General features: G+C 55.7%; 25 protein-coding genes, 1 tRNA gene and 1 pseudogene. 18 read left to right on the plus strand and 9 right to left on the minus strand.

Going from position 1 to position 26575, the window contains the following annotated elements; translation table 11 throughout:
- The 5 genes from phoB (at nt 1) to CLV87_RS12485 (ending at nt 4189) form a co-directional block, all read left to right on the plus strand.
- Nucleotides 1–690, plus strand: a complete 690-nt coding sequence (gene phoB / locus CLV87_RS12465; protein WP_099245754.1) for a phosphate regulon transcriptional regulator PhoB — start codon at nt 1–3, stop codon at nt 688–690.
- A 630-nt stretch (nt 691–1320) separates the two neighbouring features.
- Nucleotides 1321–2094 carry a 30S ribosomal protein S2 gene (rpsB, locus tag CLV87_RS12470; RefSeq protein WP_099245756.1) on the plus strand — a complete coding sequence of 258 codons (774 nt, stop codon included), beginning with the start codon at nt 1321–1323 and terminating at the stop codon, nt 2092–2094.
- Nucleotides 2095–2202: 108 nt separating this feature from the next.
- A complete protein-coding gene (tsf, locus tag CLV87_RS12475; protein WP_099245758.1) occupies nt 2203–3081 on the plus strand; it encodes a translation elongation factor Ts in 879 nt (292 codons plus the stop codon).
- A 4-nt stretch (nt 3082–3085) separates the two neighbouring features.
- A complete protein-coding gene (locus tag CLV87_RS12480) occupies nt 3086–3601 on the plus strand; it encodes a hypothetical protein (RefSeq protein ID WP_133840776.1) in 516 nt (171 codons plus the stop codon).
- A gap of 63 nt (nt 3602–3664) precedes the next feature.
- Complete coding sequence (locus CLV87_RS12485; protein WP_133840777.1) at nt 3665–4189, plus strand: hypothetical protein; 525 nt, start codon at nt 3665–3667, stop codon at nt 4187–4189.
- A 305-nt stretch (nt 4190–4494) separates the two neighbouring features.
- Here CLV87_RS12485 and CLV87_RS12490 read toward each other — a convergent pair whose 3' ends face one another.
- The 4 genes and pseudogenes from CLV87_RS12490 to CLV87_RS24365 all read right to left on the minus strand — a co-directional run.
- Entirely contained in the window at nt 4495–5259 is a 765-nt protein-coding gene (locus tag CLV87_RS12490; RefSeq protein ID WP_370739647.1) for a helix-turn-helix transcriptional regulator, read from the minus strand.
- Nucleotides 5253–5696, minus strand: a complete 444-nt coding sequence (gene aroQ, locus CLV87_RS12495; protein ID WP_099245766.1) for a type II 3-dehydroquinate dehydratase — start codon at nt 5694–5696, stop codon at nt 5253–5255. Before aroQ ends, CLV87_RS12490 begins: the two co-directional genes overlap by 7 nt.
- A gap of 112 nt (nt 5697–5808) precedes the next feature.
- Nucleotides 5809–7869, minus strand: a complete 2061-nt coding sequence (locus tag CLV87_RS12500) for an O-linked N-acetylglucosamine transferase, SPINDLY family protein (protein ID WP_176556031.1) — start codon at nt 7867–7869, stop codon at nt 5809–5811.
- A gap of 165 nt (nt 7870–8034) precedes the next feature.
- Nucleotides 8035–8157 (minus strand): annotated as a pseudogene (locus CLV87_RS24365) (tetratricopeptide repeat protein); the annotation flags it as partial.
- Between the two features lie 282 nt (nt 8158–8439).
- On the opposite strand from CLV87_RS24365, the gene CLV87_RS12505 reads away from it, so the two are divergent.
- The 3 genes from CLV87_RS12505 (at nt 8440) to CLV87_RS12515 (ending at nt 11061) form a co-directional block, all read left to right on the plus strand.
- On the plus strand, nt 8440–9333 hold the full coding sequence (locus CLV87_RS12505) for a PfkB family carbohydrate kinase (protein ID WP_099245770.1): 894 nt from the start codon (nt 8440–8442) through the stop codon (nt 9331–9333).
- Nucleotides 9330–10244 carry a pseudouridine-5'-phosphate glycosidase gene (locus tag CLV87_RS12510; RefSeq protein ID WP_099245772.1) on the plus strand — a complete coding sequence of 305 codons (915 nt, stop codon included), beginning with the start codon at nt 9330–9332 and terminating at the stop codon, nt 10242–10244. The genes CLV87_RS12505 and CLV87_RS12510 overlap by 4 nt, the downstream gene beginning before the upstream one ends.
- Before the next feature lie 85 nt (nt 10245–10329).
- The gene (locus tag CLV87_RS12515; RefSeq protein ID WP_099245774.1) at nt 10330–11061 is read left to right on the plus strand and encodes a DUF502 domain-containing protein; all 732 of its coding nucleotides are present in this window, start codon (nt 10330–10332) and stop codon (nt 11059–11061) included.
- A 32-nt stretch (nt 11062–11093) separates the two neighbouring features.
- Here CLV87_RS12515 and CLV87_RS12520 read toward each other — a convergent pair whose 3' ends face one another.
- On the minus strand, nt 11094–12122 hold the full coding sequence (locus CLV87_RS12520; RefSeq protein ID WP_099245776.1) for a patatin-like phospholipase family protein: 1029 nt from the start codon (nt 12120–12122) through the stop codon (nt 11094–11096).
- Nucleotides 12123–12317: 195 nt separating this feature from the next.
- On the opposite strand from CLV87_RS12520, the gene CLV87_RS12525 reads away from it, so the two are divergent.
- Nucleotides 12318–13112 (plus strand): crotonase/enoyl-CoA hydratase family protein, encoded by a 795-nt coding sequence (locus tag CLV87_RS12525; RefSeq protein ID WP_099245780.1) that lies wholly within the window; start codon nt 12318–12320, stop codon nt 13110–13112.
- A gap of 37 nt (nt 13113–13149) precedes the next feature.
- Here the strand turns inward: CLV87_RS12525 and CLV87_RS12530 are convergent, their stop codons facing one another.
- Together CLV87_RS12530 and CLV87_RS12535 are read right to left on the minus strand one after the other, a co-directional pair.
- Entirely contained in the window at nt 13150–13482 is a 333-nt protein-coding gene (locus tag CLV87_RS12530; protein ID WP_099245782.1) for a pentapeptide repeat-containing protein, read from the minus strand.
- Nucleotides 13479–14252 (minus strand): 3-hydroxybutyrate dehydrogenase, encoded by a 774-nt coding sequence (locus CLV87_RS12535; protein WP_099245784.1) that lies wholly within the window; start codon nt 14250–14252, stop codon nt 13479–13481. The genes CLV87_RS12530 and CLV87_RS12535 overlap by 4 nt, the downstream gene beginning before the upstream one ends.
- Nucleotides 14253–14567: 315 nt before the next feature.
- On the opposite strand from CLV87_RS12535, the gene CLV87_RS12540 reads away from it, so the two are divergent.
- From CLV87_RS12540 to CLV87_RS12555, 4 genes are all read left to right on the plus strand, one after another.
- Nucleotides 14568–16385, plus strand: coding sequence for an extracellular solute-binding protein (locus CLV87_RS12540; protein WP_099245786.1), 1818 nt, complete (start codon nt 14568–14570; stop codon nt 16383–16385).
- 160 nt (nt 16386–16545) lie between these two features.
- Nucleotides 16546–17238 (plus strand): response regulator, encoded by a 693-nt coding sequence (locus CLV87_RS12545; protein ID WP_099245788.1) that lies wholly within the window; start codon nt 16546–16548, stop codon nt 17236–17238.
- 74 nt (nt 17239–17312) lie between these two features.
- Nucleotides 17313–18458, plus strand: a complete 1146-nt coding sequence (locus CLV87_RS12550; RefSeq protein ID WP_099245790.1) for an FIST N-terminal domain-containing protein — start codon at nt 17313–17315, stop codon at nt 18456–18458.
- A 2-nt stretch (nt 18459–18460) separates the two neighbouring features.
- Nucleotides 18461–20677: a PAS-domain containing protein gene (locus CLV87_RS12555; RefSeq protein WP_099245792.1), complete on the plus strand. Its 2217-nt coding sequence runs from the start codon at nt 18461–18463 to the stop codon at nt 20675–20677.
- A 3-nt stretch (nt 20678–20680) separates the two neighbouring features.
- Here the strand turns inward: CLV87_RS12555 and CLV87_RS12560 are convergent, their stop codons facing one another.
- Nucleotides 20681–20950 carry a hypothetical protein gene (locus CLV87_RS12560; RefSeq protein ID WP_133840778.1) on the minus strand — a complete coding sequence of 90 codons (270 nt, stop codon included), beginning with the start codon at nt 20948–20950 and terminating at the stop codon, nt 20681–20683.
- A gap of 167 nt (nt 20951–21117) precedes the next feature.
- Nucleotides 21118–22410, minus strand: a complete 1293-nt coding sequence (locus tag CLV87_RS12565) for an ATP-binding protein (protein ID WP_099245796.1) — start codon at nt 22408–22410, stop codon at nt 21118–21120.
- Nucleotides 22411–22462: 52 nt separating this feature from the next.
- On the opposite strand from CLV87_RS12565, the gene CLV87_RS12570 reads away from it, so the two are divergent.
- The 5 genes from CLV87_RS12570 (at nt 22463) to ppk2 (ending at nt 26572) form a co-directional block, all read left to right on the plus strand.
- Nucleotides 22463–23380, plus strand: a complete 918-nt coding sequence (locus CLV87_RS12570) for an MBL fold metallo-hydrolase (RefSeq protein ID WP_099245798.1) — start codon at nt 22463–22465, stop codon at nt 23378–23380.
- A 108-nt stretch (nt 23381–23488) separates the two neighbouring features.
- Nucleotides 23489–23563: transfer RNA gene (locus CLV87_RS12575), tRNA-Asn, on the plus strand.
- Nucleotides 23564–23739: 176 nt separating this feature from the next.
- Nucleotides 23740–24603, plus strand: coding sequence for an ATPase (locus CLV87_RS12580; RefSeq protein WP_099245800.1), 864 nt, complete (start codon nt 23740–23742; stop codon nt 24601–24603).
- Between the two features lie 59 nt (nt 24604–24662).
- The gene (locus CLV87_RS12585) at nt 24663–25613 is read left to right on the plus strand and encodes a homoserine O-succinyltransferase (RefSeq protein ID WP_099245802.1); all 951 of its coding nucleotides are present in this window, start codon (nt 24663–24665) and stop codon (nt 25611–25613) included.
- 89 nt (nt 25614–25702) lie between these two features.
- Nucleotides 25703–26572 (plus strand): polyphosphate kinase 2, encoded by an 870-nt coding sequence (gene ppk2 / locus CLV87_RS12590; protein WP_099245804.1) that lies wholly within the window; start codon nt 25703–25705, stop codon nt 26570–26572.
- Nucleotides 26573–26575 lie beyond the last annotated feature (3 nt).

Here is a 26575-nt window from a genome sequence, read left to right on the forward strand (position 1 = left end):
ATGTCTTCTGATCAACCGACAGTGCTTGTGGTTGAGGATGAAGCGGCACAGCGCGAAATCCTCAGCTATAACCTGGAGGCCGAAGGGTTTCGCGTCGTTCGAGCCGAAAATGGCGAAGAAGCTCTGGTCATGGTCTCCGAAGAAAGCCCGGATATCATCGTGCTGGACTGGATGATGCCCAATGTGTCGGGCATCGAGGTCTGCCGCCAGATCAAAACCCGGCCCGACACGCGCAATGTGCCGATCATCATGCTGTCGGCGCGTTCCGAAGAGGTGGACCGCGTCCGGGGTCTGGAAACCGGCGCGGATGACTATGTGGTCAAACCCTATTCGGTGGTCGAATTGATGGCACGGGTGCGCGCCCAACTGCGCCGGACCCGTCCGGCAGCGGTGGGTGTGCAACTGGATTACGAGGATATCTCGCTGGATCCCGAAACGCACCGCGTAACCCGCAGCGGTCAGACCCTGAAACTGGGCCCCACCGAGTTTCGCCTGCTCTCGACCTTTATGGAAAAGCCGGGCCGAGTGTGGTCACGCGACCAGCTGCTCGACCGGGTTTGGGGCCGCGACATATATGTGGATACACGCACCGTTGACGTTCATATCGGCCGCCTGCGCAAAGCTTTGTGCCAGCATGGCGGCGGTGACCCTCTGCGCACTGTGCGAGGGGCCGGCTATGCTTTGGGCTGAAGAAGAAAAATCCGTGAACGGATTTTAAGGGGCATTGCCCCTCTAGAGCCCAAGGGCTCCATTCACCCTAGGGTCAGGACCCATTCATTTGACGTCACTGGCGCAGGAAGAGCAAAAAAGCAGTGGTTTTGGACGCGCAGGAACTGGCGGGGTCAATTTCAAGCGGTCAAAGCCGCTGCTTTGCAGCGCTACCTGCGTCTCCAAGATTTGGTTGGTCTTGCCCCTGAGCTGCGTTACATCACCTTGAAATACAACCAGTATTCCTGCGGAGACGTGCCTTGTCAGGACCAAGACCAACCAAACCAGTGGCGTTAAATTAATGGGTCCTGACCCTAGGATACTTTTGGCCCAAAGAAGCCTTAGCACCGCGCCCCAGGTTTCTTTGGGCTAAAAATATCCCGGGGAGTCCCGAGCTTGCTCGGGGCGGGGCAGCGCCCCAATGGTGCCGGTCAGGCGAAACTGCATATTTGAAGAAATAACGCTTGTGTTCCTTTTTTCCTCATTGTATGGCACGCGCACGAACCCCACAGGCGGGGGCGGGCATTTGGGGGAGACATCCCCATACGTCCACCGGTTGGCCATTTGGCTGATCCCCCGCTCGAGGATATGAAACCGGAAAGGATAAGAAGCATGGCTCTTCCTGAGTTCACCATGCGTCAGCTGCTCGAAGCTGGCGTTCACTTTGGCCACCAAACCCAGCGCTGGAACCCTCGTATGGGCGAGTTCATCTACGGCTCGCGCAACGGCATCCACATCATGGACCTGACCCAGACCGTTCCTATGCTGGATCAGGCTCTGAACGCGATCCGTGACTGTGTTGCCAAAGGTGGCCGCGTATTGTTCGTTGGCACCAAGCGTCAGGCCGCTGGCCCGGTTGCTGAAGCCGCTGAAAAATGCGCCCAGTACTACATGAACCACCGCTGGCTCGGCGGCACACTGACCAACTGGCAGACCGTTTCCCAGTCCATCAACCGCCTGCGTGCGATCGATGAGCAGATGGAAACCGGTGCCGAAGGTCTGACCAAGAAAGAGCGCCTGAACATGGAACGCGACCAGGCGAAGCTGCAGGCCTCTCTGGGCGGTATCCGCGAGATGGGTGGCGTGCCTGACATGCTCTTCGTCATCGACGTGAAAAAAGAAGCTCTGGCCGTTGCCGAAGCCAACAAGCTGGGCATCCCGGTTGTGGCTGTTGTCGACACCAACTGCTCTCCAGATGGCGTTGACTACATCATCCCAGGCAATGACGACGCATCTCGTGCGATCTCTTTGTACTGCGATCTGGCGTCGCGCGCTGCTCTGGACGGTATGACCGGTCAGATGGAAGCCGCCGGCATCGATCTGGGTGCTCTGGAAGAGGCACCAGCAGAAGAAGTTCTGGCAGAAGAAGCCCCTGCAGAGGCTTGATCGGAGCTGTCGCAAAAGCGACATCCGAATGTGACATAGGCGGGTGGCCGGACTGAATGACTTCAGGCCACCCGAACAGCATTTAAGACAGATGAGGAGAGCCAAATCATGGCGATCACTGCTGCACTCGTAAAAGAACTGCGTGAAATGACTGCCGCTGGCATGATGGATGCCAAAAAAGCGTTGGTTGAAACTGATGGCGACATGGAAGCTGCTGTCGACTGGCTGCGCACCAAGGGCCTCGCCAAAGCGGCGAAGAAATCTGGCCGTACCGCAGCCGAAGGTCTGGTGGCCGTTTCCGTTGATGGCGGCAAAGGTGTCGCTGTTGAGGTGAACTCGGAAACCGACTTCGTTGCCAAAAACGCTGAGTTCCAGGAAATGGTTGGCGGTATCGCCAAGGCCGCTCTGGGCGTTGCTGACGTAGAAGCTCTGACAGCTGCTGACCTCCTCGGTGGCAAATCCGTTGCAGACACCATCACCGACAAGATCGCCACCATCGGCGAAAACATGTCCGTGCGCCGCATGGCGTCCGTTGAAGGTGACGTTGTTGCAGCCTATGTGCACAACGCAGCCACCGCTGGCATGGGCCAGATCGGTGTTCTGGTTGCGCTGAAAGGCGGCGACGAAGCATTCGGCAAGCAAATTGCCATGCACATCGCAGCAGCCAACCCGCAGTCGCTGGGCGAAGCAGACCTGGACCCGGCCGTTGTTGAAAAAGAGCGTCAGGTTCAAATCGACATCGCCAAGGAATCCGGCAAGCCAGACGCCGTGATCGAGAAAATGATCGTTGGCCGCATGAAGAAATTCCTAGCCGAAGTGACTCTGCTGGGCCAGCAGTTCGTCATGGACACTGACAAAACCGTTGAGCAGGCAGCCAAAGACGCGGGTGCCGAGATCGTTGGCTTTGTCCGTATGCAGGTTGGCGAAGGCATCGAAAAGAAAGAAGAAGATTTCGCAGCAGAGGTTGCGAAAGCGGTTCAAGGCTAAGCCCTTGTCCTCTTCTGGATCAAGTGGATGGCGCGGGATACTCTCCCGCGCCATTTTGCGTTTTTGGGGCGCGCGCCGCCCGGTCGAAGGGTTGGGTGCGCTCGACGATGGACGCAAAGCCTATAACATTGGGCGGGCTGAACTCCTCAAAGGTCGCGTTCTGAACTCACGTAAAACCCGGGGCAAGCTGTGGCTTCCTCTTGGGCTCGTGTTGCATCGCGCTATGGAGCGCGGTGACACACTGGCTGATTTCTCGGCACCTCCGACATGGGACTCGCTGTCGCTTTATGAACAGCGGGCTTTGACGATTTGCTGGCGGTTCTATGGGGGTGGCACCTTGGACGAGGCGATCAGCGGCAATGCCTTTTTTCTCTTGGAAGAGTTCTTGCGGTTTCGCACCTGTTGGCGTTCGGATGTCACCGAAGTCATTGACCAGGCCTTGAAACCCGGTTTCTTTCAGAAGGACCAAATTCGCTCAGTCGATCTTGCAAAACAGCTTTGGCAGGCAGAGGCAGCGTAACCCTTTCATTGCATCGCCTTTATCTTGGCGGCAAGCGCAGGTGCGGAGGCGAAATTTGGTCACTTGCGTCGCACTCTCCCAGATCCATACGGATATACCGTTTCGCGTGATCAAATCGACATCACCTGGTTGGAGCAGAACCGCGATCCGGCATTCTGGCACGAATACGCGGCGCATTTTTGTGACAAAGAGCATTTTGGCCCCCGCCAGTGGGTGGAATGGATTGTTGCGCAGCCAGATTGTGATTTGGCCACCGCGGCGACTTTCTTTATGCGATGTGATGGCCCAAGACATCTGGGCGGGCCGGGGCAACCTCATGAACACGGCATTCGCCGAAAAGCGGAGGATGGCCCAGGAAGCTATCACCGCGACGATCGGGATGTTCAGCTATGCGAGGATATAGTTCGACGTGCCGAGGAAGGCTTTTACACCTTTAACCGGTTTAAGCCACTGGATGAGATCACCGATTTGGACGGTCTGGACCCAAAAGCATATCCGCGCGCCTTGCTACGCTTGTCCGGTCAGGAAACGGCGAAATCGGTTTGGTTGATGATTGACGAAGATACATTCATGCTGCGGCTCGTCTGATCACAGGCAAAAGGGCAGGGCGGGCGCGCCGGGACCCCAACCAGAGACATTGGGGATGAAGGTTGAGGCCCCGACGGTTTGCAAGCTGGAAGATGCTTGAAAACACATCCCCAACCCACTCGGCAAAAGCCGAAGAAAAGCAGAGCCCGATAATCGACGGGGTACCATTCCCTTGGTGTTCCATGGCCTAAATCGGCCACCACTCACGGAACAAAGCCAAACTCGCAAGAATGGCCGAAATCCGTAAGTCTGGATTTCCAGACCTTACGTCACTTTAGGACCAAAACGCGGGTAAGGCGCTGAATTTAGGCGTGAATCACATACATCTGATTGTGGAACGCCGCCTTGGCGACCGCTTGGGCTGTGGTTTCCACATTCAGTGTTTCGCGGGCAAGGCGCAGATGTTTTTCAATCGTCGCCTGGGTTAGCCCCATGATCTGGGCAATATCCTGCATGGTCTTGCCATCTCCCACCCATTCCAGCGCCTCGCGTTGGCGCGGGGTCAGGTTCTGGTTTTGCAGCGGAATGGGCAAGGTCATGATTTTCAGATGAACAAGGTTGTTCATCAGAACAATATCGCCACCATGATCGGCCCACATTTCGTCAATCTGATCCTGGTTGATATCGGCCGCCGCACAAAGCGAAATAGCCCCTTTGGCGCGGCTGGAAACCGATTTGAAGCTGACGGTGTAGCCGGCATTCACCTTGTGGGTGAGGTTGAAGGCAATGACCTTTTGCACCTTCTCGTCAATCTGACCATGCGAGATCCGCTCGGCCATCACACGCCAGCTGGCATGACCTTCGTTTTCAAGCGCCCAACGCACCATGGGCGCATCGCGGTACAAGCCATCTTCGACAAAGCCCTTGCGGTATTCCGCAGTGTGGTTGCTGAGAACCACAAAGTCATTTGGATCGCCAAAGGAGGTCGGCGTCATGAATTGGGTAAACCCGTAAATGAGCCGGTCAAAGCCGAACTCTGCCATCTTGTCACAATGCAAAGACCAAAGAGCTTCGACATTGTCGACATTGGTCAGTTCGGTCAGGTATGTGCGCAAATTGGCTTTCACGATCCGGTCTCCAAATGGTTGTTAAGCGCATCCATGGCCAGAATATAACCATGCGCTCCAAACCCACATATCAGACCTATGGCGACAGGTGAGATATAAGATTTGTGTCGAAAGCTTTCACGGGCGTGAATATTGGACAAATGCAGCTCAATAATCTTGGCGTCGCAGCCTTTGATCGCGTCCAGCAAAGCAATCGAGGTATGCGTGTAGGCACCCGCATTCAGAACGATGCCATCATGCGTGCCGCGCGCCTTGTGGATTTCATCAACAAGGGCACCCTCGTGGTTCGATTGAACACAGCAGACCATTACGCCAATCTTGTCCGCATGGGCCGCGCACATGGCTTCGACATCGGGCAAGGTGGTGTGGCCGTAGATTTCCGGCTGTCGCGTGCCAAGCAGGTTCAGATTGGGACCGTTCAGGATCAGGAAGGAGCGCATGAGTTTCTCCGAATTTCTGATCATCTGGTAAAGGGCAGGGCGTGGCCCTGTCCAGTGTTTCCTGATTTTTCCTGATCTTTAACGGTTTTACTGTGCTTTCTGCACCTGCAACCTATGTGGACCGCTGGCCGCTTGCCGGAACCTGAATATCTTGGGGAGCTTGCCCCGCGCGCCAAAGCTCATGCGCCATATCAAATCCGGTTTCGAGATCGCGTGTATAGCCTTCGGTGTCGAACAAGGGGGCCGTCGCGCGTGTTTCTTCCAAGCGGGTCTTCAATTGCGCGCGCCGGTCCGGGTCTTTCGCCAAGGCCAGGATCAAAGCTTCGTAATCCGCCTCGGTTTCGGTGATCAATTCGGGCAAACCAACAGCCTTGAGCAAACTGCCACAAACGCGCGCAGCGAACTGGTCACCCAAGAGAGTCACAATTGGCACGGCCATCCACAAAGCATCGCTGCCCGTGGTGTGGGCGTTATAGGCAAAGGTATCGATGAACAGATCCGCGTGCTGGTGACGCGCCAAATGGTCGATATTGTTCGCGCGTGGCGCGAAGACCAACCGGTCCGGCGCAATCCCGACCTTCGCCGCTTGTTCTTTCAAATTGGCCTGCGCCCAGTCATTGGATTCCAACAACCAAAGCACCGCATTGGGCACCTGTTCGAGAACACGCATCCAGATGGCAAACTCGCGCGGCGTAATTTTATACGTGCTGTTGAAACAACACAGCACAAGCGCATCCTCAGGCAGCTCATGCTCTGCGCGCGTTTTGGCGTCCTTAGGCACTTCGCGACGGTTGTCATTGGGCTGGTAACAATGAGGCAAGCTCAATAGCGCTTCGCTGACATGGTTGCGATGGGTCGATGGAACCAAAGTGGGATCAACCACGATGTAATCCATGAAGGGGGCACCAGAGGTTCCCGGATAGCCAAGATAGTTCATTTGCACCGGCGCAAGACGTTTGGCGAAAAGCGCAGTGCGCGAATGCTGCGTATAGCTTGTCAGATCGATGGCGATATCAAGTTTGTCGTCCTTAACAAGTTGCGCCGCCTCATTGTCACTGAGGGCGCGAATATCGCGAAAAGTCGAAAACTCCTGGCTGAGTTCATCGCGCAACGCGTCTTGCTGGTTGGGACCAAAGGAATAGCCGATCAGCTCGAACCGGTTGCGATCATGCGCTTTCAGAGTGCCGGCGATCAAGCGCCCGACCGGGTGATTGCGGTAATCAGCCGAGAAATAGCCAATGCGCAACTTCGCGGGGCGTTCGGAGCTTTGGGGTGGTTGGGGCAGGGGGGCAATATCTGAAAAAGACGTTTTCGCATAATTGCTTGCCCTGGCAAGTTGATGTTCCGCATGATCCACCATCGCCAACAAAGTCAACGGCGGAACAGCATCACCTTTAATACCCAAGGTATCGGTCACATCAGCGAAATCTGCATAGGCCCGGAAATCGCATATGTGAGCCATTTGATGCAATCGTTGTGCGCTGGCCATGGCGTGATTGTCATCCGCACGCAACGCCGCATCATAGGCTGCAACAGCCTCATCTAATCGGCCAAGACGTTGAAGCAAAGTGCCATAGGAGTTTTGCGCATTTGCGTCTTTGGGGGCGAGGTCCACAGCCTTTTTCAAGACCGTTTCCGCCTGAGCCAAGCGACCGAGCGATTGCAATACATTGCCCAGATTGATGTAGGCCGCGGCAAATTGCGGGCTGGCTGAAATGGCCTTCTCGTAATGCTCTGCGGAAGCTTCCAGTTGTCCGGTGGCTTTCAGGGCAAGGCCAAGATTGAAATGAGCCCCAGCAAAACGCGGATGGGCTTTGAGGGCGCGGTGGTACAACTTGACAGCCTCGGTTAAATCACCGGTCTTCTGAAACATATTCCCAAGATTGGTCAGAAATTCCGGGTTATCTGCGTTCAATTCGGTGGCACGGGTAAAAGCGGCCAACGCCTCTGATATCTGCTCGGTTTCTTGCAGGACCGCACCAAGCGAATTCCAGCCCTCAGCATAGGTTGGAGCCAGCTTCAAAGCCGCACGAAACGCGCGCTCGGCATCTGCCATCCGCCCCTGAGCGCGCAAGGCCAATCCAAGATTGTTATGGCTTGCAGGCTTGTCCGGTGCGAGCATCAGAGACTTACGAAAAGCGTCCTCCGCACCTTTAAAATTGCTCAACTGCATCTGAGACGCCCCCAAAAGCGCAACAATACCAGGTGCGTTTTGTTGTGCTGCTGGCAGAGCGGAAATGGCGCGGACGACCTGCTGAAATTTTCCTTGTTGATAAAGCGTCTGAATCGATAGGGCCGGATTGCGCTTGGACGGGTTCAACCGTTGCAGTCCTTTTTGGGCGTCCTTGTTATTGGGGTTCTTGGCCAACAGTTGCGCATAGATCTTTGCAGCCTGCGCAGGATTTCCTTGAGTCTCCAAGAGCTTTGCAGCTCTGAGGGCTTTTTGGTCGCTTTGGGTCACACAGGGTACCGGGGAATTGGGTCGTTACACTGACACCTGAAAACGGCGTTACCAGCGCAACGATTGGTTTAAAATCGTTGCGTGGTATTTAGGAATTCTCTGACGAACTACCAGTGCAAAACGGCGAATTTGATAGCACCGTGGGTGATGGGTTCAATGTGTCGCGGGCAGCGTTTCTGTGCAGTAATATATTTTACATAATACGGATTATGGGTTAATTGCATTGCCAGAGCTAACGCTTCGGCTCTTGCCCCTTTTGCCAATCCGCTGCAAAACCGCATCATGACAAAGACTCCACATATCCTATGTATTGGTTCGGTCCTGTGGGACATCATTGGCCGATCCGCCAGCGTTATGCGCGCCGGATCTGATGTGCCCGGACGGATCATCAGGTTGCCCGGCGGCGTTGCGATGAACATCGCCATGGCCCTGTCGCGTTTTGGTTTAAAGGCGGATCTGTTATCTGCCATTGGCCAGGACGCCGAAGGCAACGAATTGGTCAGCGAATGTGCGCGGCGTGGGCTTGGCACGGATCACCTCTATCGCTCGGCTGACTTGCCCACAGATCGTTACATGGCGATTGAAGGTGCTAACGGGTTGATCGCAGCAATCGCAGACGCCCACTCCTTGGAAGCTGCGGGCGACAAGATACTGAATCCACTGAACTTTGGCCCGTTGGGGAATCCGGAAAAACCCTTTGACGGTCTGATCGCACTTGATGGCAATCTCACCGCTGCTTTGCTCGAGAAAATCGCGGTCAGCGACTCTTTTTCTGCCGCTGATCTGCGCGTTGCGCCTGCCAGTCCGGGCAAGGCTGAGCGCCTCTTGCCCTTTGTTCGCGAAGGGCGCGGGACGCTTTACGTGAATCTGGAAGAAGCTGGAATTCTCTGTCAGGCCTCTTTTGAAACCGCTTCCGAAGCTGCGGCTAAACTATTGGAAAGAGGAGCGTCTCGGGTTTTGGTGACCAATGGCGGCGATAGCTGTTGTGACGCAACCCAGGATGGTTTGATCAGTCAGTCACCGCCCGAAGTGTTGGTCACCCGTGTGACCGGTGCCGGCGATACCTTTATGGCGGCCCATATCGCCGCAGAATGTGACGGCGCAAATCGTGCCGACGCCCTGAGCCGCGCCTTGCACGCCGCTGCATCCTACGTTTCCGGAGAAGTCGCAATATGACCATCGTTACCCCCTCGCCCGCCGTTGCCCAGGCTCTGCAAGACGGTCGTCCCGTTGTTGCGCTGGAAAGCACGATTATCACCCATGGCATGCCTTGGCCGCAAAACCTTGAGGTGGCGCGCCAGGTCGAGGCCACGGTTCGTGAAAACGGAGCAGAACCGGCAACGATTGCGGTTATTGACGGCGTTTTGCATGTCGGGTTGACCGATGAGCAGCTGGAAAAGCTGGCGCAGACCAAAGGTGTCGCCAAGCTGAGCCGCGCCGATATGGCCGTTTGCATGGCGCAAGGCCGCACGGGTGCAACCACTGTCGCGGCGACCATGATTGCCGCCAAACTTGCCGGAATTTCGGTCTTTGCGACCGGAGGCATTGGGGGCGTGCATAAAGGGGCCGAAAACAGTTTCGACATCTCCGCCGATCTTCAAGAGCTTGGTCAAACTGCCGTGACCGTCGTTGCGGCGGGTGCCAAGGCAATCCTTGACCTTCCGAAAACCTTGGAAGTACTTGAAACCCTTGGCGTTCCGGTCATTGCCTTTGGTCAGGATCAGCTCCCCGCCTTCTGGTCGCGCGAGGCAGGTTTGCGCGCACCTCTGCGTATGGATTCCGCGGCTGAGATCGCCGCAGCTCAGGTGATGCGGGCCAAGCTTGGTCTGCCGGGTGGTCAATTGGTGACCAATCCGATTCCTCAAGATGCTGAAATCGCACGCGAAACCCTTGCCCCGATTATTGGTGAGGCAACCAAAGACGCCGAAACTCATGGGATCAAGGGCAAGGACGTAACGCCCTATCTGTTGCAGCGGATCTATGAACTGACCGAGGGCCGTTCGCTGGAGGCAAATATCGCGCTGGTTCTGAACAACGCGCGGCTAGCCTCTGAAATCGCGCAAGAATTGTGCAAAATAGAAGCATGACGACACAGAAATGACCTCCGACCATTGTCGCGAGGTGAATCAGACCTTAATTTCCCTGTGACCACTACTCAAAGTACACCGGACCATGACAACACCATTTGACCCGGAAACCAAGCGCCCCGGCTTTATCGCCAGATTGCGCAATTCCTTTTTGACGGGGATCATCGTCATTGCTCCGGTTGGCCTGACTGTCTGGTTGATCTGGACAGTCATCGGCTGGGTGGACAGTTTTGTCTGGCCGTTTGTCCCGGATGCCTATCACCCGGCCGAAATTCTGAATCGTTGGTTTGAGCTTGAGGGCGAAAACCGGATTGAGGTGAATGTTCGCGGCCTGGGCGTTGTCGTCTTTTTGATCTTTACCATTCTGGTTGGCTGGATCGCCAAGGGGCTGATTGGTCGCTCGATGATCAATTTTGGGGAAACTCTGGTGGATCGCACCCCTGTGGTGCGCTCGATCTATTCGGGGATCAAACAGCTTGCCGAGACGGTATTCGCCCAATCCGAGCGCAGTTTTGAAAAGGCCTGCTTGATCCAATATCCGCGCAAGGGGATCTGGGCCATCGGGTTCATTTCAACCGTCGCCAGGGGTGAAGTCGCTGAAAAAGCAGAGAATATGGGCGATTTGATATCGGTTTTCGTCCCCACGACGCCCAACCCGACCTCTGGGTTTTTGCTGTTCTTCCCGCGTGAGGATGTGATCGAGCTCGACATGAATATCGAAGACGCCGCCAAATTAGTGATCTCGGCGGGCTTGGTTTACCCCAATGGCGAAAAGGCCAAGGAAGCGGTCGAAGAACAGCTACGCAAGGCGTCCTGATCCAGGTCAGGCACGGCCCCTGCCCTGACTTCTTAACCAAACATGGCGCGCAAATCGGCGGTCTGCGCCTTGCCCAGATCCTTTTTATGCGCGTCGATAAAGCTGCCAGCGGCACGTCGCCCGGCCTTTTTCAACTGCGCCAAAACGGATGGCACGGGCAGGGTTTTCGTCGCCACCGAGAGGTCATTCATCAGGTCGTCATCAGCGATCATATGCACGCGAACATCCTTCATGCTGCCCGCCTGCAATGATCCCTGTTTCAGCAGGCGTTGAACGAATTCAATAGCGCGCAACTCACGTAACAGCGAAGAGTTAAAGCTGATCTCATTGATTCTATTCTGAATTTCTGGTGGCGTCACCGGAACCTGACTGCGAAACATCGGGTTGATGTTCACGACGATGATATCATCTGGCAAAGCACTGTCGAAAAACGGGAAAAGCGGCGGGTTGCCTGTGTATCCGCCATCCCAAAAGGCTTCGATGACACCGGTTTCCGGGTCTTCCAATTCAACTGCTTGAAACAGGGTTGGCAGGCAGGCCGAGGCCAGAATAGCTTTGGTCGTGATCCGTTTGCCGGTAAAGACCCGGATCTTACCTTCGCGCACCTGCGTGGCCCCGACATAAAACCGTGGCCCGTCCTCGGCGCAGATCGTGTCAAAGTCAAAACGATCAACGATCTTTTCCAGCGGATTGCGATAGGCTGGCCCCCAGGCATAGGGCGACATCATGCGCCCCATCGTCTCGCCCCATATATAGGGCAGCGAATATTCGACGGCCTTGGACACGATGCCGGGATTGGGCAGCCAGGGATGCATCCATTGCGGGGTGGTGGTTTCCCCTGCCCCAAGCTGCGACCAAAGCCAGTCGAGGTTTTCACGCGCGCCTTCGCGCCCGCCATGGATCAGGCCCGATTTCAGCGCAGCGCCGTTCAGCGCCCCGGCAGAGGTGCCGGAAATGGCGGCAATTTCGATCTCATCATCTTCGAGAAGCCGATCCAGGACACCCCAGGTAAAAGCCCCATGCGCACCGCCGCCCTGTAGGGCCAGGTTGATCTTTACCATCACGTGTCCTCTCTATCGGCTTGTTCAAGGTAATCGCTGCCGCGCAGAATTGCCAGAAACAGGCGCTGAAAAACATGACAGGGGTATTTCATTCCATTTGACGTGACGGAGTGCCCGGCAAACGGCAACTTGTTCTTTTCAGACCGGTTTTCTCGGGGAATACCTGTGGCACGACATTCCACAAAAGAGGCCACCATGACTGAAACCGTTCTGCTCAAACGCAATGATCACGTGGCCGAAGTGTGGTTGAACCGCCCCGAGAAACACAATGCCGTGGATTTGTCGGTCTTCGAAGGGCTGGCCCGCATTGGCGAGGAGATCAAGGCTGACCCAAGCATTCGCGCGGTTGTTCTGGCCGGAACTGGCGACAATTTTTGTTCCGGCATCGATACCGGCTTTTTCACCGGTGCGATGAACCCGGCCAAACTGGTTGAACAGATAAAGACTTTCCCTGACGGCGAAGTTGCCAATATGTTCCAAAAGCCGGGCTATGTCTGGCAAGAGATCGAGGTTCCGGTGATCGCCGCGCTTCAGGGCGTGACCTATGGCGCAGGCACACAGATCGCTTTGGGCGCGGATATCCGATTTGCCGCACCGAATACGCGGATGTCGGTGATGGAAATCAAATGGGGTTTGATCCCGGATATGAGCATCACCCAGACCCTACCGCGTTTGGTGCGCATGGATGTGGCCAAAGAGTTGGTCTTTACCGGTCGTATCGTCGAGGCCGAGGAATGTGCGCAGCTAGGACTAGTGACTCGCGTTGTCGACGACCCATTGGCCGAAGCCCGCGCCTTGGCTGACGTGATTGCGGGCAAAAACCCGGATGCGATCCGACGCGATAAGCAATTGTTGAACGATTGCTGGCTTGGCGATGCAGAAACCACTCTGCGGCGCGAGGCGGAATTGCAAGCCGAGGTAATCGGACAACCCAACCAGCTTGAGGCGATTTTTGCTCAGATGCAAAAACGCGCCCCGGTCTTTAAATGAAGCCTTGCTGAAAAAGGCCCCCGATGACGGGCCCTTTTTACCCGTGGATTTTATCCCAAAGCGCAATCAGATCAGACAGTTTGATCCCGTCAATCGTCATGTCGGTGATGTTGGCATCCGAGATTGCGACCCCTTGCAGGTTCGCATTCTTGATCGAGACATCCGACATGTTGACGTTGTGAAAACATGCGGCTGACAGGTTGACGTTTTCAACCTTCAACCCTTGCGCGTTCACATCATCAAGCGTGGCCTCGATCAAATGCGCATCTTTGAACACAGCATCCTTGAGGCTCACGCGGGTAAAGCGCGAGCCGCACAGGTACATGTTGTCAATTTCGAGCTTGTCGCGCCCTGCCTCTTTGTCGCTCACAGCGCGGTCCAGCCGCCATCGACGCTGATGGTTGTGCCGGTGATTTGCGCCGCCGCGTCAGAGCAAAGGAACACTGCGGTGCCACCCATTTGTTCCACGGTCGCAAACTCCTTGGATGGTTGGCGCGTCAGCATGACATTCTTGACCACCTCTTCGCGCGACATGTTGTATTCTTTCATCGTGTCGGGGATCTGCGCCTCGACCAATGGGGTCAGAACATATCCTGGGCAGATGGCATTGGCGGTGATTGGTTCTTGAGCGGTTTCCAACGCCACAACTTTGGTCATGCCGACGACTCCGTGTTTTGCCGCGACATAGGCGGACTTGTAGGGCGAGGCAGTCAACCCATGGGCCGAGGCGATGTTGATCACCCTGCCCCACCCGGCGGCGCGCATCTTGGGCAAAGCGGCGGCGGTGGTGTGAAAGGCAGAGTTCATGTTGATCGCGATGATGGCATCCCATTTTTCAACCGGGAATTCGTCGATCGCGGTCACATGCTGAATCCCGGCATTGTTGATCAGGATATCGCAGCTGCCCGCCTTTTCGATCAGGTTACGGCATTGATCGCCTTTGGACATGTCCGCCTGAATATAGCGCGCGGTCACGCCGGTTTCCTTGGCAATCTCGGCGGCGATAGCGTGGTCTTCTTCACGGTCGGTGAAGGAGTTGATCACCACATCGGCCCCCGCCTTGGCCATTTCCCAAGCGATTCCCAAACCGATTCCCGAATTGGATCCGGTGATGACGGCTGTTTTTCCCTGAAGCGACATGTGCTCTTCCCTTTTACGTGAATGACTTTGCTTGTGCGGCATAACATGCTGCATCGCCAATATTTGCAAGGGAAAGCGTACATAATAAGCGCAACACGCCTTGAAGCCCGCCGCCCAATCACGCAGAAAAAAACCCCGGCGCAAGGCCGGGGTTCAGTCATTGAGGCAGGTTTCATACAGGCAAGAAACCTATCGAGCAGTGATTTTGTTATAAGCGTTTCCTCGCCCGAGTCCAAGCTAAAAGTTTGAAAAGGCGTAAAAGCACCGGTAGGCTGCGGATCAATAAAACAAGGGTTAACAGGGATTGTTGCCAAAATGAGCGTAAACTTTTTCCGAAATTCGAGACTGACCGCAGGCGTCATTTCTCTGATTCTCTCCAGTGGGTTAGCGGTTGCCGAGCCCCAACATGGCATAGCTATGTATGGTGACCCCGAACTTCCACCGGATTTTGTGTCGCTCCCCTATGTGAATATCGATGCTCCCAAAGGTGGGGTGATCGCCGCAGGCGAGGTTGGCAGCTTTGACAGCCTGAACCCTTATATCCAAAAAGGGCGCGTGCCCTGGCAGTTGCGTTTCCTCGGAGTCGAAAGCCTGATGGGGCGCAATTGGGACGAACCTTTCTCGCTTTATGGCCTGCTGGCCGAATCGATTGAGGTCGGTCCGAATCGCGAGTGGGTTGAATTCACCCTGCGCGATGAGGCGCGTTTTTCTGATGGCAGCCCGGTCACCGTCGAGGATGTGATGTGGAGCTATGAGACCCTTGGGACCAAGGGGCATGGCCGCTACCGTGGGTTGTGGGGCAAAATCGGCAGCATGGAGCAGACCGGCCCCAACAAGGTCAAGTTCACATTCAACGTCGAAGATCGCGAACTGGCCCTGATCGTCGGCATGCGTCCGATCCTGAAAAAGGCTCAATGGGAAGGTGTGGATTTTGAAACCTCGCGCCTGGATCAAGTCCCGATCACCTCATCACCCTATGTCGTAGACGATTACGAGGCGGGCCGTTTCGTTACCCTGAAACGCAACCCCGACTACTGGGGCAACGACCTGCCCTATCGTCGCGGCACCATGAACTTTGATGAAATCCGCATGGAATTCTTTGGTGACGAAACCGCTCTGTTTGAAGCATTCAAAGGCGGGCTTTTGAACACCAACCGTGAATTCAACGTCGAGAAATGGGAAACGCAATATGGTTTCCCTGCCATTGGCGCAGGAGAAGTCGTTAAATCGGAAATCCCGCATGCCAGACCGTCGGGCATCATCGGGTTGGCGATGAACACCCGCAAAGACCTCTTCGCCGATTGGCGTGTGCGTGATGCGATGACCCACGCCTTTAACTTTGAATACATCAACGAAATCCTCACCGGATCAAAACAGCCGCGCATAACCTCGTATTTCTCAAACTCGGTTCTGGGGATGCAGGACGGACCGGCCACTGGCAAGGTCAAGGAGCTGTTGGAGCCGTTCAAAGACGATCTGCTGCCCGGCGCGCTTGAGGGCTACGCCCTGCCCGTTTCTGACGGCTCGGAACGCAACCGCAAGAACCTGCGCAAAGCCTTGGCCCTTATGGAAGAAGCTGGCTACACCGTGCAGGACGGCGTGATGAAAGATGGCGACGGTAATCCGTTCACCTTTGAAATTCTCATGCGCAAAGGCAATTCAGAGCATGAGCGGATCGCCGACACCTTTGTTCAAGCGTTAAAACGCATGAGCATCGATGCCACAATCAACACAATCGACTCGGCGCAATATAAGGAACGTACGCTCGAATACGATTTCGACATGACCTTTTACTGGCGCGGCGTCTCTTTGTCCCCCGGCAATGAACAGTATAATTATTGGGGCTCGAACGGTGTCGAAACGCCGGGAACGCGCAATTGGATGGGGGTGAATTCACCCGCAGTTGATGCGATGATCAATGAGATCCTAACCGCGCAATCTCGCGAAGATTTTGTCTCAGCGACCCGTGCCCTGGACCGCGTGTTGACATCAGGGCGCTATGTCATCCCGTTCTACACCTACACAAATGGCCGTCTTGCACATGCCAAGGAGCTTAGCTATCCCGAGCGTATTCCAGTCTATGGCGATTGGATCACCTGGCAATCCGACGTGTGGTGGTGGGAAGACAAATAAGCCCAGACAAGTCGATCAAATGAAAAAGCGGCGGGGGTTTCCCCGCCGTTTTGCCGTCTTAGGGTCTGGTCCTTATGCGACTTTTCGGTAAGAGACCTGAGCGCCAGACCGTTATAGTCTGATCTTGAAACCTCAAAAGACAACATAAAGACAAGGCGACATGACCCCGCAAACAACACCCGACCAGCGAGACGAACCCACCACAGCCCTGGTTGTCGATGATCACCCGTTGTTTTGCGATGCGCTAACCCTGACCTTGCAATCCATTGCCGATTTTTCGGAAATTCGCACCGCAGGCACGCTTGAGAAAGCGCTGCAGATCGTGGGCCAGGACAGCAGCATTGGGTTGATCATCCTTGATCTGAACTTGCCCGATGTGAATGGGCTGGACGGGGTTGTGCGGTTGCGGACCGCAGCGCCGGATGCCTTGATCATCATCGCCTCCTCCATGGCCGATAACCGGATGATCAGTCACGCGCTCAAGGCCGGTGCCAATGGCTTTGTCCCCAAACACTCGCAACGCTCGGTCTTTCGTCGCGCTTATGAGGCCGTGGTGGCAGGTCAGAGCTATGTTCCCGATGACTATATCGATCCCCAGGGTGGGCAAGAAGGCTCTCCCGACGAGGCACTGACACGACTGGCATCGCTGACCAACCAGCAGGCCCGGATCTTGCATCTGATTTGCGAAGGCAAGCTGAACAAGCAAATCGCCTTTGACCTTTCAATCGCTGAAACAACTGTCAAAGCGCATGTCACCGCGATCATGCGCAAACTGGGGGTGCAATCGCGCACCCAGGCCGTGCTGGTCGCGCAAGAGGCACGGTTTTCACGGGTCTTGCCAAGCGACGGCTAGGCCCCCTATCCTTGGACGACAACTGAGGACGTAAAAGAGTGGACGGAGCGAATAACAGCTCCGCTCGGGAGGAGATGACACGATTGCCGGCCTTGCGCATTGCGCAGGTGCAAGCTGATGCGCCGAATCCGGCGCAAAGCCTGTGCAATCAATTGGGGGACGGGCCATTTTCAATGGTCTGTCTATTTGTCAGCCCAGAAGCGGATTTTGCTGCCCTGACAAGCGCAGCCCAAACCCTGTTCGCGGGGGCCGATGTGCTGTCTTGTACGACCGCTGGTGAGCTTGGGGAGAATGGTTATGAAGATGGGCAAATCATCGCCATAGGTTTTCCGGAGGAAAACTTTGCCACCTCTACCTATGTCATTGACGACATAAGCAAAATGGATGAGCAAAGCGTGGTCGACACGCTCATTCAGCAACGGATCGAATTGAACCAGCGCGCCGACACGATGGAGTCAGAGTTTGCCTTTCTGCTGGTTGATGGGTTGTCCCTGTGTGAAGAGAAGCTGACCAGTGTTCTGGCCTCCGGACTTGGGACCATGCCGCTTTTTGGGGGCTCCTCGGGCGATGGAACCGAGTTTGGTCAGACATGGCTGGCCTATAACGGGGCCATTCGGCAGGACGCTGCCGTTGTCGCCCTGGTGCGCAGCCATTGCCCTGTTCGCGTCTTCAGCCTAGATCATCTCATCCCGACCGAAACACGCATGGTGGTGACTGGTGCCGATCCGGCCAATCGACTGGTTTCCGAGATCAATGCTGAACCGGCAGCCAAGGAATATGCCCGCCTGACTGGGAAAGACCCCTATCAACTTTCGGCCTTTACCTTTGCTTCTCATCCGGTTGTTGTGCGCTTGGGCGATACCCATCACGTGCGCGCCATTCAGCGGGTCAACGAAAATGGTGAACTCGTTTTCTTTTCCGCCGTGAACGAGGGCATGGTGCTGACACTGGCTCAGCATCAAGATATGGCAACCCATCTTGAGGCGGGCCTGTCCAAATTCAGAGAAGAAGTCGCGCCGGATCATATTCTGGGCTGTGACTGTCTCTTGCGGCGGATTGAGGCCGAACAAACTCAGAAAAATCATGAGATTTCAAATATATTGAAACGCCATAACGTTGTCGGCTTTTCCACCTATGGCGAACAGATCGGGGGGCTGCATGTCAATCAGACCCTGACCGGAGTCGCCATCTTTCCGCCCGTTGCCCGTGAGGATGGGTAGGCATGTCCCTTGTTGATCCGACCGACAGTCTTGAACGTCAAAATGAAAAGCTGCTGAAAATCGCCGACGCGTTGATGCAGCGTGTCGAATACGGGACCGAACAATCAAGCGCTGCCTATGTGCAATTCGAACGTGCCGCCCTGTTGGAAAAGCGGGTGCGTGAGCGGACTAATGAATTGGAACGCACGCTTGATCTGTTGCACCAGTCCAATTCGCAACTGGCGCAAGCGAACGAAGAAACCGAGGCCGCGCGCCGCAACCTGGCCGATGCCATCGAAACCGTTTCCGAAGGTTTTGCTCTTTTTGATCCGCTCGACAATCTCGTGATGTGCAATTCACGTTTTTGTCGAGATTTCAAAGATATAACAGAAGCTCTTCATCCAGGCCTTCCTTTTGGCACTTATGTCCAAGAGATCAGCCATTCGAAATACCTAGCCTTGCCCGAGGGCATGACCTCGGACAAATGGGCGGAACAGAGGCTCAAAAGCCACCGTGACCGCCATGTCATGTTCAACGTGCGCCTTGTGCATGACCGTTGGTTGCAGGTTTCGGAACATCGCACCACCAATGGCGGCACGGTTGTGCTCCAGACCGATGTGACCGATCTCATCCGGTTGGAGCGTCAAGAACGCGACCGCCTCAAGGACAAACAAACCCGCATGATCCGCGCGACCTTGGATCATTTGAACCAAGGCGTGTGTGTGTTTGACGAAAACGCCCGTCTGGTGGGATGGAACCGGAAAATTGGCACGTTGCTGGCCCTGCCCGCCCGACGGCTGCAATTGGGTGCCTCCTTTTCCAGCCTGTTGCAGCAGCTTGATGACCAGATCGTCTTTACCCGCGGGATTGGACGCGATGGATTTCGGGATTGGGCCTATTCTGGGCGCCCACAAGGTCCGATCAGTTTTGAGATCAAACACGGCACCACCATGACCTTGCAGGTCTTTGGTCGCGGCATGCCGGATCAGGGGTTCGTCATTTCGGTGACGGATGTCACCGCCGAACGCGAAGCGGCGCAGAAACTCGCGGAAATCAACGAAATCCTGGAGCGTCGTGTGGTCGAACGGACCATGGAGCTTGAGGACGCCTTGGCAGCCGCGGAACGCGCCAATGCCTCCAAGTCTCGCTTTGTGGCTGCGGCCAGCCATGATTTGCTGCAACCCTTGTCGGCGGCCAAGCTCTTTATCGCCTCGCTTGCGGATCGTGACCAACCCGACGCCGATCGCGCTGTTCTGAGCAAGGCCGAGGCGGCGCTGGGCAGTGCCGAGCAGATCATCGACGCCTTGCTGGACATCTCCAAGCTGGATTCCGATGAAGGGATTTCCTTTGACGTGCGCCCGGTTGCCTTGGACGATGTGCTTGGTCCCCTTTGTGACGAAGGCGACGTGTTGGCGCGCGAACACGGGTTGGAACTGCGATATGTGCCAAGCTCGGTTATCGTAGATACCGACCCGGCCTATTTCCGCCGTATCGTGCAAAACCTCGTCTCCAATGCCATCCGCTACACTCAAACAGGCAAGGTTCTGGTTGGCGTGCGGCGCATCGCTGATTCCGCGCGGATCGAGGTTTGGGATACCGGCCCCGGTATCAGCGAAGAGGATCAGCTGGCCATTTTTGAGGAATTCCGCCGGTTGGACCCCAATGCCAGCGACAACGAAGGGCTTGGGCTTGGGCTGGCGATTGTTGAACGTGCCTGCACACGGCTTGGGCACGCCTTGGATCTGCGCTCCAGCCTTGACGCGGGCAGTTGTTTCAAGGTGACTGTGCCCTTGTCAGGCCGGTCCGTGCGCAACAAACAGGTCAGCCGCCGCATTGCCGCCCCTGTGGGATTGGCGCAGGCAGGCCTTGTGGTTTTGCTGGTCGAAAACGAAACTCAAATGCGCCGGGCATTGACCGTCATGCTGGAGTCTTGGGGCGTGCATGTGATCGAGGCCGAGGATGCTGAATCGGCCCTTAGCTTGCTCGAAGACCTGGATCTCAAGCCCGACTTGTTATTGCTCGACTATCAACTCGGGCCGGGGCCGTCCGGGCTCGATCTGTTTTCCGAAATCAAATCGCGCCTGGGCTCCCTGCCCTGCGCCATCATTTCCGCCGACCGAACCGATGCACTGAAAGAGGCCTGCAAAAAGGAAACGGTCGAGCTGCTACCAAAGCCGCTCGACCGTCATAAACTTGGTGCCTTTCTGGACGCGATTGCCGACGGCTCAGAAAGGTTTTGATCCCTACATCATGCCACGGCAGCCTTTGGGTGGCTTGGGCAGGCCCAGCCGCTGCGGGTTTACCACCAGAATCCAACGCGGCGGATGCCCTGGGGCTTGGGTTTTGCGATAGGTGCAGCCCTTGGCCGTCGTCATGTAATCACCGCGCGGCACGGCGATCCCTTGCGTGGAAATAAACGGATTGGCCTGTGCCAACACCTCTCCGGTTGGAGCGGTGGATGGTACAGAGGCAAGGCCAAGCGAAGCGAGCGTGACAAGTGTTGTAATACCCATTGGATCGGGGCTCCCATGATTTGAATTCCGGTGCCGCATCAGCAGCTCGTGGGAACGTTCTGGCCTTTCAAAGACGCGCTGAGGTGTTTGGTTCGTGGCCAAAATTGGGCGAAAGTCGCGGATTTTATTAAACAAATCCGCGAGTGGGACCTCAAATGCGACTTGGATCACAGCCCGATAACAATATCCGCGCGTAACCCGCCAAGCGCATCGCTTTCGCCCAGCCGCAGGACGCCGCCATGGGCACGGGCAATATCCGCCGCAATCGCCAACCCCAATCCAACGCCCGAGCCGCGATCCTGATTTCGCGCCGGATCCAGACGCACAAAGGGGCGCAGGGCGCGTTCGCGATCCTCAACGGCGATTCCCGGCCCGTCATCCTCGACCCGAATGCGCAGCGCCTTGCCCGACAGGTTGACCGAAACATGACAGGTCTTGCCATAGCGGCCAGCATTCCCGACCAGATTCTCAATCGCGCGCCGCAAAGCTTTGGGACGCAACAGAACCTCTCCACGGCCCTGTGTCTCGGTCAAGGTCACATCCTGACCGGCGCGCGTGGCATCCGTCACCACATCTGCCACCAATTGCGTCGGATCCACAGGCTCTGCCTCACCCGCCTCGGCCTCGCCCCGTGCGAAATCCAGGAAAGCGTCGATCAGGCGCTGCATTTCTTCCACGTCTTTTTCAAGCGGTTCGCGGTCTTCGGGTTCCAGCAGCGACAGGCCCAATCGCAGGCGTGTAATCGGCGTGCGCAGATCGTGACTTACGCCCGACAACATCATCGTGCGCTGTTCAATATGGCGCTCAATCCGCGCCCGCATATCCAGAAACGCGTGACCGGCTGCCCGAACTTCGACCGCGCCGGAGGGTGAATAACTCACGTGGCGCCCTTTACCAAAAGCTTCGGCAGCTGCGGCGAGACGGGTAATTGGGCGCAATTGGTTGCGTAGATATAGGAACGCAATCAACGTCATCAGCATTCCAAAGAAAACCATGTTGACCAAAAGCTGATGCGGATTTGACGCCGAAACGCGCCCCCTGTTTACCGTGAGCTGCAAAAGTTCATCGCCGCGCTGAACATATAACAGAACCCGCCCATCATCGGGCAGTTGCACGCGCTGTAGATTCGGAATGAATTTGTTCAACTCGCGGATCACGACCAGACCGGTAAAGTCATACCACCGGCGAAAATTCTCTGCTGGCAGGTCGGTTTCAGGAATGGTCGTCAGTTTCAGGTCCAGCCCGAGCAGGGTTTCGGGCGACGCTTCGGCTTGCGCCAAAGCAAGATTGGTCGACCGCGCCAGTTCCCGGCTCATCTGTTGGGTGACGCCCTCGAAATGGCGTTGAATGAAGATGACCGAAATCAACAGTTGCAGCGTGACAACCGGCAAGACCAGAATCAAAGCCGCCCGCCCGTACAGGCTGCGCGGCATATAGTGTTTGAGCCACTTGAAAGACATGCTCTAAGCCTAAACAAAGCAATACCGCCGTGCCATTCGAAAAGGACAGGCCATGCAAGATCCACAACCGGAGTTTCGCCCGGTCGCCGGAGTACCAGAAGAGGTGGCACCAGGGGTTCGCCGCCTTCTGGCCCCCAACCCCTCGCCCATGACCTATCGCGGCACCAATACCTATCTGATTGGTGACAGCGATCTCGCCATTATTGATCCAGGCCCGGATGACGCGGCTCATTTTCAGGCGATTCTGGCCGCTATGGAAGACGGTCAGTCAATCACCCATATTCTGGTGACCCATGCGCATCTCGATCACTCGCCTTTATCGAAACGTTTGTCCCAACACTTTGACGCGCCCATTTACGGGTTTGGCCCTGCTGAGGCGGGTCGCAGTGCCGCCATGCAAACTTTGGCCGATTCCGGCTGCGTTGGTGGCGGTGAAGGGGTGGATTCAGAGTTCAATCCCGATATCACCCTTTCTGATAGTGATCAGGTGTCGGGAAGCGGGTGGAGCCTGACCGCGCTGCACACGCCCGGGCATATGGCCAACCATCTCGCCTTTTCCTTGCGCGATGATCTGTTGTTCTCCGGGGATCTTGTCATGGGGTGGGCCAGCTCCTTGGTGTCACCACCGGATGGTGACCTCGGGGCTTTCATGGCGTCTTTGCGACGGCTGTCGAAAATGAATTGGTCTCGGTTCTTTCCTGGGCACGGAGCCCCGGTTGAGGACCCGAAGGAGCGGATCGAATTTTTGTTGAATCACCGTCTGTCTCGCGAAGACGGGATTCTCAAAGCTTTGCACCAGGGTCCAGCCAGTGCCCGCATGATTGCCGAGATCGTTTACACCGATACGCCCGCTGCGCTCTTGCCAGCTGCCTCTCGCAATGTTCTTGCCCATCTCATTGATCTGATGGAACAATCTCGCGTTTCACCTACCGGAGTTCTTGGCGAAGAGGCGGTTTTCAAACTGATTTAAGCGGCTGCGAAAAAAATCTGCATTTTTGTTACAAACCCTCTGGACGCCCGGAATCCACATGGCTATACACCCCCTCACACGAGATGATGACAATCATCGACACAGTGTTCCGGCGTAGCTCAGCGGTAGAGCAGTTGACTGTTAATCAATTGGTCGTAGGTTCGATCCCTACCGCCGGAGCCATAAAAAGTCCTTAAGCTGAACAGCTTGAGGGCTTTTTTGGTTCTGCAGCGCGGCTTTAGCCATCAGCGGTTTCGTTGACGTGTTTACGGACTTTTTGAGCAGCCTATACGACATATTTGACCTCTTGCCCTGAGCCGCGTAATCCAATCCTGAGATTGCGGCAGATGAGGGCAGGCATGCGGTACAACACGGAACAGGAATGGCTTCAGGCTGCGCAAAAGCGCGTTGTGCTGTTTGCCATGTCGGGTCTTGGCAAAACCACTGTGTCCAATGTGTTGCGCGACAGTGGCGATTGGTTCCACTACTCTATCGATTACCGCATAGGCACGCGTTACATGGGCGAATACATCGCGGACAACGCCAAGCGTGAAGCGATGAAGAACCCGTTTCTGCGCGAATTGCTCATGACGGATTCGATCTATATCGGCTCCAATATCAGCTTTGAAAACCTCTCACCGGTGGCGGCCTATCTGGGTAAGCCGGGCAATGTGGAACGCGGTGGCGTGCCGATTGACGAATACAAACGTCGCCAGGCCCAGTTCGAACGCGCCGAACGGCAGGCTTTGCTGGACACGGAATACTTTATTGATCGCGCCCAGGACCTTTATGGCTACCCACATTTCATCTGTGACACTGGCGGGTCGATTTGTGAATGGGTCGATCCGCAAAATCCCAATGACCCAATCCTGAAACCTCTGTCAGATCAGGCGCTTATGGTTTGGATCAAAGGCAGCGAAAATCACACCCAGGAATTGATCCGCCGCTTTGACAAAGCGCCAAAACCGATGGCCTATCAGCCACAATTCCTGGCCAAGGCCTGGTCCGATTACTTGGACGAATCCGGACAGCGCGCCGCGGATGTCGACCCGGATACCTTCATTCGCTGGACCTATGCCAAGGCGCTGGCCCATCGTCAGCCGCTATATGAGGCCATGGCGACAAACTGGGGCATCACGATTGAGGCCTCAGATATGGCCGAAGTCAGGGACCAGCAGGATTTCACAGATGTGATCGGCAAAGGTCTTGCAAATCGCAGCTAAATCCTTGCCCTCTACCAAACGCTTACTTATTTAACCCATCCTCAAATCAGGATCGTATCATGCCTATCAAACTGCCCTCTGACCTGCCCGCCTATGACGTTCTTTCGAACGAAGGCGTGATGGTCATGTCCGAGGATGCAGCCTCGCGGCAGGATATTCGCCCTCTGCGCATCGGTTTGCTGAACCTGATGCCGAAAAAGATCCAGACCGAGAACCAGTTTGCCCGGTTGATCGGTGCGACCCCCTTGCAGATCGAGCTGTCTTTGATCCGCATGAGCGAACACAAGACCAAGAATACCGCCGCCGACCATATGGAAACCTTTTACCGGCCGTTTTCCGATGTTTTGGCGACCGGTGAAAAGTTTGATGGTCTGATCATCACCGGGGCCCCTATCGAACATCTGCCTTTCGAGGACGTCACCTATTGGGACGAGCTGAAACAGGTCTTTGAGTGGACCCAAACTCATGTGCATTCCACCTTTGGCGTGTGCTGGGGCGGCATGGCGATGATTTACTATTTCCACGATGTGGCCAAACACATTCTGGATGCCAAAGCCTTTGGCTGTGTGCGCCATCGCAACAACGATCCGGCCTCGCCCTATCTGCGTGGATTCTCGGATGATATGGTCATTCCGGTGTCGCGCTGGACCGAATTGCTGCGTGAAGAGATCACCGATGCCGGTCTGCCGATCCTGATCGATTCCGAGGAAACCGGCCCGTGTCTGGTCGAAGATCCCAACCATCGCGCGCTCTATATCTTTAACCATCTGGAATATGACAGCGGCACTCTGAAGGAAGAATATGACCGGGATGTTTCCGAAAACAAACCGATCAATGTGCCCGCCAATTATTACCCGGATGACGACCCGAGCCAGGAGCCGCAGAACAGATGGCGCAGCCATGCCCATCTGCTTTATGGCAATTGGATCAATGAGATCTATCAGACCACGCCGTTCAAGCGCGCTGATATCGGGCTCAAGGTCAAAGATCGTCGCGCGCCCAGCTCATAACCCTCAGGATTTGCGTTAAGCCTGTTAACATCACATAGTGACCCCCATATGTGATTGGGCCTAGGCCCGCTGACCAGAGAGGATTTGCCATGCCCCTGCCCTTTGATGGTGCCATTTCCGCGTTCTATGACAACGACGCCCCCAAAGAGGTGCGCGACGCCATCGCGAAGGCAGACAAGGATGACGTGCTGGATCAGGGCTACCCCTATGATCAGCAGATGAAGCGCAAGGAATACGAGCGTGACATGGACGCCTTGCAGATTGAGCTGGTCAAGTTGCAGGCTTGGGTCAAGGAGACCGGCGAACGGGTTGCGATTGTCTTTGAAGGGCGCGACGCTGCCGGAAAGGGCGGAACCATCAGCCGGTTTCGCATGAACCTCAACCCGCGTGGCGCACGGGTTGTGGCCTTGTCCAAACCGACGGAAACCGAGGCCACGCAATGGTATTTCCAGCGCTATATCGATCATCTTCCTGCCGGGGGTGAGATCGTTTTCTTTGACCGCAGTTGGTACAATCGCGGCGTTGTGGAACATGTTTTTGGCTTTTGCGAGCCGGAACAACGGGCGCATTTTTTCACCCAAACCCCTGATTTTGAACGCATGTTGGTGGATGAGGGCATTCACCTGTTCAAGTTCTGGCTCAACGTGGGTCGCGCCGAACAGTTGCGCCGCTTTTTGAAACGCGAAAGCGATCCGTTAAAGCAGTGGAAACTGAGCTGGATTGATGTTGAGGGGTTGAAGAAATGGGATGCCTATTCAGAGGCGATCGCAGAAACGCTAAAGCGCAGCCATTCTGATGCCGCCCCTTGGACCGTGATCAAAACCGATGACAAGAAACGCGCGCGGCTGGCCGCCATTCGCCATGTTCTGCACAGTCTCGATTATGCCCGTAAAGACGCCAAAACCATTGGCGAAATCGACGGAAAAATCTGCGGCGGCCCGGAAATTTGGGGGGCTTGACAG

Origin of the sequence: Pelagimonas phthalicica (genome assembly GCF_004364805.1) — a bacterium.
Lineage (GTDB): Bacteria > Pseudomonadota > Alphaproteobacteria > Rhodobacterales > Rhodobacteraceae > Pelagimonas > Pelagimonas phthalicica.